6 protein-coding genes and 2 pseudogenes are annotated in these 7,818 nt (G+C 62.5%); 2 read left to right on the top strand and 6 right to left on the bottom strand.

The genetic code is table 11. From position 1 onward, the window contains the following. A pseudogene (locus WEA77_RS02100) lies at positions 1-181 on the bottom strand (transposase); the annotation flags it as partial. A gap of 150 nt (positions 182-331) precedes the next feature. Here WEA77_RS02100 and WEA77_RS02095 point away from each other — a divergent pair. After that, a pseudogene (locus WEA77_RS02095) lies at positions 332-1,538 on the top strand (acyl-CoA dehydrogenase family protein). Here WEA77_RS02095 and WEA77_RS02090 read toward each other — a convergent pair. From WEA77_RS02090 to WEA77_RS02075, 4 genes are all read right to left on the bottom strand, one after another. Then, on the bottom strand, positions 1,535-3,109 hold the full coding sequence (locus WEA77_RS02090; protein WP_368066218.1) for a hypothetical protein: 1,575 nt from the start codon (positions 3,107-3,109) through the stop codon (positions 1,535-1,537). The pseudogene WEA77_RS02095 and the gene WEA77_RS02090 sit on opposite strands and share 4 nt — an antisense overlap. A 4-nt stretch (positions 3,110-3,113) precedes the next feature. Further along, complete coding sequence (locus WEA77_RS02085) at positions 3,114-4,064, bottom strand: DUF6384 family protein (protein ID WP_368066217.1); 951 nt, start codon at positions 4,062-4,064, stop codon at positions 3,114-3,116. Next, positions 4,061-5,251 (bottom strand): cell surface protein, encoded by a 1,191-nt coding sequence (locus tag WEA77_RS02080; RefSeq protein WP_368066216.1) that lies wholly within the window; start codon positions 5,249-5,251, stop codon positions 4,061-4,063. Before WEA77_RS02080 ends, WEA77_RS02085 begins: the two co-directional genes overlap by 4 nt. A gap of 153 nt (positions 5,252-5,404) precedes the next feature. Next, the gene (locus WEA77_RS02075) at positions 5,405-5,635 is read right to left on the bottom strand and encodes a S41 family peptidase (protein ID WP_368066215.1); all 231 of its coding nucleotides are present in this window, start codon (positions 5,633-5,635) and stop codon (positions 5,405-5,407) included. Between the two features lie 292 nt (positions 5,636-5,927). Here WEA77_RS02075 and WEA77_RS02070 point away from each other — a divergent pair, with 292 nt between their 5' ends. Continuing rightward, entirely contained in the window at positions 5,928-6,632 is a 705-nt protein-coding gene (locus tag WEA77_RS02070; protein ID WP_368066214.1) for an EAL domain-containing protein, read from the top strand. 533 nt (positions 6,633-7,165) lie between these two features. On the opposite strand, the gene WEA77_RS02065 is transcribed toward WEA77_RS02070, so the two are convergent. Next, positions 7,166-7,818 (bottom strand): SDR family NAD(P)-dependent oxidoreductase (locus tag WEA77_RS02065; RefSeq protein WP_368066213.1); only part of this gene is annotated, 653 nt, incomplete at its 5' end.

Raw genomic sequence — 7,818 nt, 5'->3', positions numbered from 1 at the left:
TGTCTCCGCGTTTCGACACCCGGCCGTTCCGGCTGACCTCTCCGGATTCGTATCGCCTCGGCGTGAGGCCGAGATAAGCGCCCACGCCAGACGACCTGCGGAACCGTGCAGCATCGTCGAAGGCAGCAACGACTGCCATGGCGGTGATCGGCCCGACACCCGGAGCTGTCATCAGCAGCCGGACTGTCTTATTCTTTCTGGCAGCAGCCTGGATTTGCTTATCGAGCGCAGCAATGCGGGCCAGGATGTCACGCCGGGCCTGCATCAGCGCCTCAAAGATTGGAACGCGTTCGGGCGCAACGGCGAGTTCCTTCTCGATGATGCCCTCCGCATGAAACTTGCCTTCACCCGTGACGAAGAAGCCTTCCGCGAAGAAGTCCGCGACTTCCTCGAAAGGAAGCTCAGCGCCGACCTGCGCGCCTATGCGCGGCGCGTGACCAGCGTGTAGTCGCCCAAGCCCATCGCGATGGAGTGGCAACGCATCCTCGTGAAACAGGGCTGAGCTGCGCCCTCCTGACCGGTTGAATACGGCGCCACCAACTGGTCTGTCGCCCAGCGCTATATCTTCGACGTCGAGATGGCCCGCGCCGGCGCCCCGCCCCTCTCGCCCATGGGCACCGGCATGTGCGGCCCCGCCCTGATCGGGCACGGTTCCAAGGTGCAGAAGGACCGTTACCTGCCGCGCAGCCTCGCCGGCGAAGACTTCTGGTGCAAGGGCTATTAGGAGCCGCATTCCGGCTCGGACCTTGCCGCCCCAACCAAGTCCGCCGTCGAGGACGGCGACAACTATATCTGCAATGGCTCCGAGACCTGAACGACCCACACCCACGAAGCCAACATGATGTTCTGCCTCGTACGGTCGGACTCCTCGGAAAGCAGCAGCAAGGTATCACCTTTATCCTGATTGACATGGCCTCACCCGACGTGCGCGTCGATCCTATCGTGATGCTGTGCGGCGAGCGTATCCCGAACGCGGTCTTCTTCACCGATGTGCGCGTACCGAAAGCCAATGTCATCGGTAAGGTCAACGACGGCTGGACGGTCGCGAAACACCTGCTTGAGTTCGAGCGTGGCGGCTCGTCCTGCGGCCTTCGCCTGCTGGCGCACCTGTGCAGCCTTCGCCAGATCGCCGCCGGGGAAGGCCTGCTAGACGCGGGCTTCGCCCGCAAGCTCTAGCAGGCTGAAACCGAAGCGCAGACGCTGGAAGCTGCCGAACTGCAGATGATGTCCGAACCCGCTGGCGGCGGCACGCCCGGCCTGAAAGCCTCGATAATAAAGGTTCGCGGCACAGAGCTTAGCCAGCATCTCACCGAACTCGGCCTCGAAATCGCCGGCGCCTACGCTGCGCCGCTCCAGCCGCACCACACCTAGCCCGGCGGCCAGGTCCCCGGCTTCGAAGGCGCCAACACGCCCTTCGTCGGCCCCGAAAGCGCGGTTAAGGTCAGTGCGAAAAACCTGAATGACCGCGCTGGCGCGGTCACGCAGGCTCTAACGAGATCAAGCGCTGCAGTCTCTCGAAGGGCCAGCTCGGGCTCTAGAATCCACCGCCAGTCTTGAAGCCGCCGCGCCGGCGACCACCTCCCCCGCTGCGCCCTCCCCCACTGGGAAAAGACCGTCCGCCTGAAGAGGATGAACGCGAAGGCCGTTTTGGCGGTCCCGGAAAGATCGGCCCGCTACCATAGCCGCCGCTACCGCGCGTCGTCTCGCGAATCACTTCCTCAAGCACCTCGCCCAGAACGCCGCCGATCACACCGCCCATGATATCGGGCAGGCCGATCGTGTCGCGACGGCTGCTTCCACCGAAATCCGGATGCGCCTGCGCCTCAGCCCGTCGCACCGAACGGCTGAGGCCGCGCAGCGTATCGCGTACATCCATGGCGCCCTTCATCAGGTTTGACATCATCTCGTCAAATGCTGCGCGCGACATGAGCGCATACGGACTATCGAACCGCGCTTCCTTGAACTGCCGGCGCAGTGCCTCCATCCGCGCCAGATCCTCGCGCAAACCGCGCGGACGCATCAGGCGTGCGCCCGCCTCGATATCCAGCGACATCTCTTCGGCGCGCAGGCGCACCAACGCGTCCACGAGCCGGTCATCTTCAACCTGAACCGTTTCGGCCGCCAGCACCCGCAGATCCGGAAAGCTCGCCTTGCGCAGCTCCGCCGCCAGCAAGTCCCGCGCCTCGACCGCAGGCCCCGCCTCCTCCTTCAACGCCGCTTCATGGCGCTGGGCCCTGGCGCGGTGCGCTTCTTCCGCAACCGCGATGTCATTGTCACACGCCTCAATGTCCGCCTTCAAAAGATCCGCGCCTGCTTTGAGCGTCTCGACGCCAGCCTCGCGCATAGCCGCCTCTTCCGCGGCGACCAGAGCCGCCTCGGCCTTGTCTTCAAGGCCTGCGACAAACACCGAGTGCTCTGCAATCCGGTCGGGCAGTTCCGTAAGGCGCTGATAGTTCAGGAAAGCCAGATCATAGCGGCAAAGCTTTGCCACCCATCCATCCAGCATACGGATTATCGGGCCCGCCTTGTAATCCGGCGACCGGAACTTCCGTTTCCACAGATAGCTGAACAGCGGATCATGTTCGTAAGGCCCCCCCTTCTCAGCGCGATCGGCGCGCGCCAAATCCAGCTTCTCCTGCGCGCGCAGCGTCACGGCGCGAGCGCCTTCCGCCGCATCGACAAGGGCTAGATAGGCGGCGCTTCCCTTGAGGCTCGCCTCGGCCCCGGCAACCCGCGTCTCGTAGCTTACAATCGCCGCGTCATGGCGCGCCGCAAGTTCGGTGCGCCTCGCCTCGAGCGCCGCTAGTTCTGCGGCAACCGCCTCCAGCGCCGCCTTCTCTGCTGAGACAAACGCCGCATGCCGCTCCGTCAGCACGCGCGCAGCTGCTTCGAGCTTGCCGAATTCCGCGCGCTCGCCACCAGCTTGAATCAGATCGAGCCGCATCGCCGCTAGCGCGCCATAGGTCGCCGCCTGCTCACGCTGGATGGTCCCACGACGCGATTCGACGCCGTCTGCGTCTGCCAGCGCCACGGCCAAAGACTGGCGCAGCTTGCCCAGCTCAACGTCCAGCAAGGCGAGCGCATCGCGCCCATTCAAGGGGGTGCTCATGCGGTCACCATTCGAGGATCGCCCCGCCGGGCGTTTCCACCGCGTACTGCGGGGATACATAACCGACCTTCTTCTGGCCAATCACTGCATTCTGGATGATCTGGTCATCGCCCTTGTCGGCGGCGACGCCGTTGAACACTGCATCGCTGACGCGCTGCCCCCAGCGTGAGACGCGGTCCGAGCGCCGGTCCTCCTCACTGGTCACGGGCACCTCGACCAAGCGGCCCGCCGGGTCAACGGCCTCGACGATCAGATAGTAGTTTCGCGCGCCCGGCACATCATCCGGTATACGCAACACCCCGGTATACTCTTCACCCGGTCCATACACGACACGCACCTGGTAAATTGTCGTCAGGTCGCTCTGCAAGGTGGTAAGCGCCTCCACGGCGCCGCGTGCCGCCTTGGCATCCCGCGCCGCCGCAGCCTGCTGGCCTTCAGCGAGCAGCGCATCAGCGAGCAGCTTTGCGGAATCCTCAACCGCAACCGCGCGGATCTCCTTATATAGCCGCGTCAGTTCCGCCGGCAGCGTCTGCGCCAGTTCAATCTGCATCCGCGCGGTGTTTGCTTTCGCCGGCGCCACAACACCAATCTGATAAGCGCCGAACAGCGCCGCCGCCGCGACAAGCGCAAACGATGCCGGCGCCAGCCAGCGGTCGCGTGTGATGTAGATCTTTGCGAGGCTTACCCCCAGCGAGGCCTTTGGCAGCTCATACAGGAACCGCTTCTCCTCCAGGGCCTTCACGCCTTCCTTCAGGATGCGCTCCGGCACATCTATGCCCTGCGCGGCATAGATGTCCTTCAAGCGCTCCAGCAGTGCGGCTTCCCGGGCGCCGGCATCCAGCTCAGTCAGGACAAGCTGCTCGCGGTGACGCAGCGTGTCCACGACGTCCATCGCGAGGAGGACATCGTCGAGCTTGCTCTTGTCACGAACAGCCGGAACTGCGGTGTCGCTCACGGCTTGGGAAGCAGCGCAAGCGTCGCGCCCTCCTGGACTAATTTCGTCAGGCGCCGTTTGCCGTCTTCAACCGCTTCGCGGATCTCTTCGGAGTTCTGAGTCGAGAGCTTGCGCATTTCGGCGATGATCGTCTGTGTACGCTCCTGATAGGAGACAACCGAGTCGACCAGCATCTTGACGGACGCCGCCGAAACGGTCGGGCCATAGCCTGCCTTAACGGCCGCCTCCTGCACCTTGCCGCCGATCTCGGCAAGCACTTCAAGGCTCTGATTCACACCCTTCTTCATCGCTTCCAGTGTCTGCGTGCTTTCATGCAGGCCGTACATACCAGTGAAACTCGCCGTCAGTGCGGTCAGCACCACTTCATTGGTCGAGAAGAAGCTGACCGACTGCGCATACACGCGGTCTTTCGCCGTCGTCGTCTGCACAAGGCGCGCCATCACGACTTCTGACGTATTGTAACCGATCGTGATATTGTCGGAGAGATCCTTGGCGATCTGGTAGCGCTTCTCCTCGTTCTGCAGGAAACGCAGCTTCTCGTCGCGCGTCAGTTCCAGCGTCGCGCGCTCGGCCGGGTCCGCGCCCGCGTAGGCTTCGAGCGCCGCAACTGCTTCGCCGACTTCGCCGCGCGCCGCATTCAGCTTGCTTTCCGCCGTCTTAAGCACTTCCAGCGCAAGCACTTCAGATTGTTTCATGGCGCCGCGGAAATCGAGATAGGCCTCAAGGATCTTCCGCTCCCGGTCGATCTGGTTGGCTGTCTCAGCCTGCACCTCGAGATATACGTCCTTGATTTTGCCGAACCGGCTCGCGATATCGCCGCGCGTCACCTTGATCCAGGCAGTTGAGACGCGCTCCATCGTCGAAATCTTGCCATCGGCATACTGATCCACAAGCGACTTGGCATCGTCGCGGATCGTGTTGAACGCCTTGGTCACGTCCTCGTACCGCTCGCCGACCGTGATGCCGGCCACCTGCTCGCGCACCACGTCATTGAACAGGCTCGCCTGGTCCAGCGTGCGCGCAATTGCGGCCACCTTGTCCGGCTCGAGATCGGAAATCTGCTCCAGTAGCGCCACGATCGGCGCCGCACCGCTCTTGCCGCCCGGGACTAGGCCAAGTTGCTTCAGCCCGCCCATCGCCTTGTCGAGATACTGAAGCGCCGTCGGGCTCTTGGTCACTGTTGCCATGATCGAAATCTCCCTTGCCGCCCGCAACCGGCGCGAACGTAGCGCTATACGTAGCAACGGCCTGCCACTGCACAAGGGACAATTTATCGAAAAACGACGAATTTCGTTTCAGCGCGCAGCAACGTCTCCATTCGGACGGATGATCGGGGCTTTCTAAAATCCGATCGTCATTCCGGTCGCCGGCAACTGGAACTGCTCCATCGCGCCAAAGGTCGTCGCGAGGTCTGGCGTCTCCTCACCGAGCACCGTTCCGAACCCATAATCCTGGACCAGCACTGCCGTCGCCACGCTGTTGCAATAGCTGCGCCGGTTGACCAGAACGAAGACACTTCCTTCAAACCTGACGCCCGCCCGAGGTTGCTCCATCGCCACCGGGTAATCCACTATGCTTGCCGCCGCTGACCCGTTATAAAGCGGTGCATAGATTGGCGAAACCGCTTCCGGCGACCCGGAAGACGCCGCGGCCCTAGCCGGACTGGCCGCCGCTCTTGCCCAGCGAACGCTCCGCGGGGCCGGGGCAGTTGAAACAGCGCTGAAACTGTCGGACATCCTCGCCGCCCTTCCCGCCCGCACAGATATTGACCGTGCACGGCTGGACGATGCCATTTCACTTGCCAAAGGCGCCGTTCAAGTCGCGCCCGATGACCCCCAGGCCCGGCAGACACTCGGCCTCTTCATGAGTTTCGCCGGCGACCTTTTGCGGGCCGCCTCTGCGCATCGCCGGGCCACCGCGCCCGATCCCCTTGCCTGGAACGCGATGATCAATCTCGGCGATGTTCTCGAACTCTCCGATAACGCGCAGGCGGGTCTGGCCGAATTGGAGAATGCGTACACTGCCATGGGAAGGGCGCGCGCAGCGGAGATGCCGGGCGCGGATCGCTGGCGCCCCGCTCTCGGGATCCTCATCGCTTCCCGCTACCTGCAAAAAGGCCAGGATCAGACGAGCGAGACCTGGCTTGCGAGAGTGCTGAACGATCACGCCGCACTTGCGACCCTGGCCAAGCTGCGCGCCCTTGGTTTCCGCATTGCCCTCGACGACTTCGGCACGGGGTATTCCAGTCTGAGCTACCTGCAACGCTATCCGATCGACAAGATCAAGATCGACCGGTCCTTCATTTCAAATCTCGGCACTGATCCGAGCGCCGACGCTGTCGTCAACGCCATCGTTCGCCTCGCCCGGGCCCTGCGACTGGATGTCATTGCCGAAGGCGTAGAGACAGAATTGCAGCGCATTCGCCTCGCCGCGGCAGGATGTGATGACATTCAAGGCTACCTGTTCGGAAAGTCGATGCCGGCGCACGCAATCGGGAACCTGCTGGAAGGGGTATCGTCCCCTGCCATGAGGCAGGAACACAAGACCGTGCAACTCGTGGCCGGCTAGAAAAACGCAGGTTCCGCATTGGCAGCCAGTGTCGCCCCTCATTCGCGTTAAGGGTGTATGGCGGCAGGGAGTGGCACAGGGATCGAACCTGTGACCCGCTCGATGCCAACGTATTGCTCCGCCAGTCACACTGCATTGGTGCTTTGTTTTTATCGTGTTCTCAAAGTGTGAAATGGCCGTCCGGCCCCGTTGTGACCGAGGCTGAACCTTCCGGCCACGCATAGCGCGCCAGCGACATCGACCGGCTTATCGGTTCCGGCATCGATAACAATACCGCTGGCAGCCGGGACCAGGACATGTTCACGCCTGGTAATGCAGGCTGTCATGAAAAGGCAGGCAATCAGCGCTAGTGAAGCCTTCCGCGCGAGATAAGAAATGCGCCTCCACGTCCCTGCTCCTGAATTTGAAGCATCATCGTCCAGATTGTTTTCCAAAAGTTCTCCCGGGAATGGTGGACGTGATCTGAGGACAGACGGAATTGCCGCCGAGCGCCCTCAGGGTTCCAATGTCGGCAGCACTGCATGCTGGATAGGTCAGTCCTTTCCCGCTTGACCGAGTTCTTTTAAGGTGCGCCCTGATGGCAGACGAAAAGGCACCACCCCTCCGGGGAAGAAGGCCATATGTTCGGCCTGTTCGTCGTGTCCGGAGAATACCTCTGCGAGCGTTTCTGCAGTCCAGCCTCCTGGCTGCGAGTATTGCTTCTCGACGCTCCAAGGCTTGTAGGTTGCAACATCAGGACCCTCCATAGCGAAGATTCGGCCGGTGAAACGGCATCTGGAACTCGCAAGGTAGACGACCAGAGGCGCAATGTGTTCTGCCGCATGCCGGTCAAAGCCGTCCGTAGACGGCATCAATCTGCTCACAATTGCGCTGCCTCCAACCATTCTTGTCCGGGCGCAGGGCGCCACGGCGTTGGTTCTGACCCCGAGATAGGCTAACTCATGCGCCGTACCCATGGTCAGGGCGGCGATGGCGGCCTTACAAGTCGAATAGAGTTGTCCGCCGTAATTGGGATGCAACCCGGCGGCTGACGTGGTGTTGATGATAGCGCGGCCGGACGCCGGACCTGCTGCATGCCACCAAGCCGATGCAAAATGCGTCGTGGCCAAAGCGCCTTTGAGATGGACACCGATCTCCAGGTCAGCATCGGATTCCTGCATGTCGACTAATCCCACCCGGCGAGATA

It is taken from the genome of Hyphomonas sp., assembly GCF_040882205.1.
Taxonomy (GTDB): Bacteria; Pseudomonadota; Alphaproteobacteria; order Caulobacterales; family Hyphomonadaceae; genus Hyphomonas.
This window is presented reverse-complemented; position numbering and strand designations above follow the sequence as displayed.